The organism is Winogradskyella pacifica (assembly GCF_013403915.1).
GTDB classification, from domain to species: domain Bacteria; phylum Bacteroidota; class Bacteroidia; order Flavobacteriales; family Flavobacteriaceae; genus Winogradskyella; species Winogradskyella pacifica.
This window is the reverse complement of the sequence record NZ_JABFDI010000057.1, coordinates 1-984: the sequence shown is the minus strand read 5'-3', so window position 1 is coordinate 984 and position 984 is coordinate 1. Positions and strand designations below refer to the sequence as shown.

Annotated in this window: 1 protein-coding gene; it reads right to left on the bottom strand. The window is 64.6% G+C overall.

The window, feature by feature from the left end; all coding sequences use genetic code 11:
• Positions 1–7: 7 nt before the first annotated feature.
• Positions 8–781, bottom strand: a complete 774-nt coding sequence (locus tag HM984_RS18030) for an AAA family ATPase (protein ID WP_218845076.1) — start codon at positions 779–781, stop codon at positions 8–10.
• Between the last annotated feature and the right edge of the window lie 203 nt (positions 782–984).

The window sequence follows — 984 nt, the reverse complement described above, 5'->3', positions numbered from 1 at the left end:
GGGTGCGTCAGTCGTTGCCACTTTCGGTGACGGCGATCCGAGCGGCTTTCTCGTCGACGATCGCCGACTTCGCTGCGAATGCGGCGGTCAGTGCGTGCACTGCGAGGTTGTTCACCGACCTCGGATGACCCCGAGCGGCGTTGTGTATCAACGACACCGCGTCGTCGGAGAACAAAGGATCCGACCGGCCGGCGATTTTGATGTGATGTGCGATGTAGTCGGCGGTGTCAGCAGGTGCCATCCCGCCGAGGCTGTAGCGGACGGAGATGCGCTGATCGAGCGCAGCCAGGACACCGAGCTTGAGCCGGTGCCGCAATGTCGGTTGCCCCACGAGCAACGCCGCGAACGGTGACCCCGAATCCATGTCATGGTTGGTGAGCATCCGGATCGCTTCCATCTGCGCGTTGTCGAGCAGGTGTGCTTCGTCGATCACCACGACCGGTGTCCGTCCGCGTTCGGCATGCTCGGCGGCGAGCGCCTCGGCTGCTTGCGGGGCCAACGTGGCGGTGTAGAAGTTCGGGACCCGCCCGAGTGCGCTGACGACGTGGTGGAGCATCCCGCGGACCCCGACCGAGGGGTTCGGCAGGTAGATGATGACATGTCGTGCAGGGTCCAATGCTGCCGTGGCGGAGCGGATCGCGACGGTCTTACCGGCACCGACCTCACCGGTGATCACACCGATGGCGTGTTGATCGACGCACCAGGTGATGCGGGCGACCGCTTCGGCGTGACCGGGGTGGCGATGCAGCATCGACGGTGCGAGGTTCCGCCCGAACGGCATCCGAGTGAAACCGTAATGTGTTTGTAGCCGTTCGATACTCACGCTGATACCCCTGACTCGGTGACGTTGGAAAGGTCGCTGCCGATGCCGTCGGCGGCACTGGCGATGTCGTCGATGCTCAACTGGCCCGGGATCTCACCGTCGGCGGCAGTGACGGCAACGGTGTCGGCGACGGCGGGAATGGTGTCGGTGGGAATGGTGTC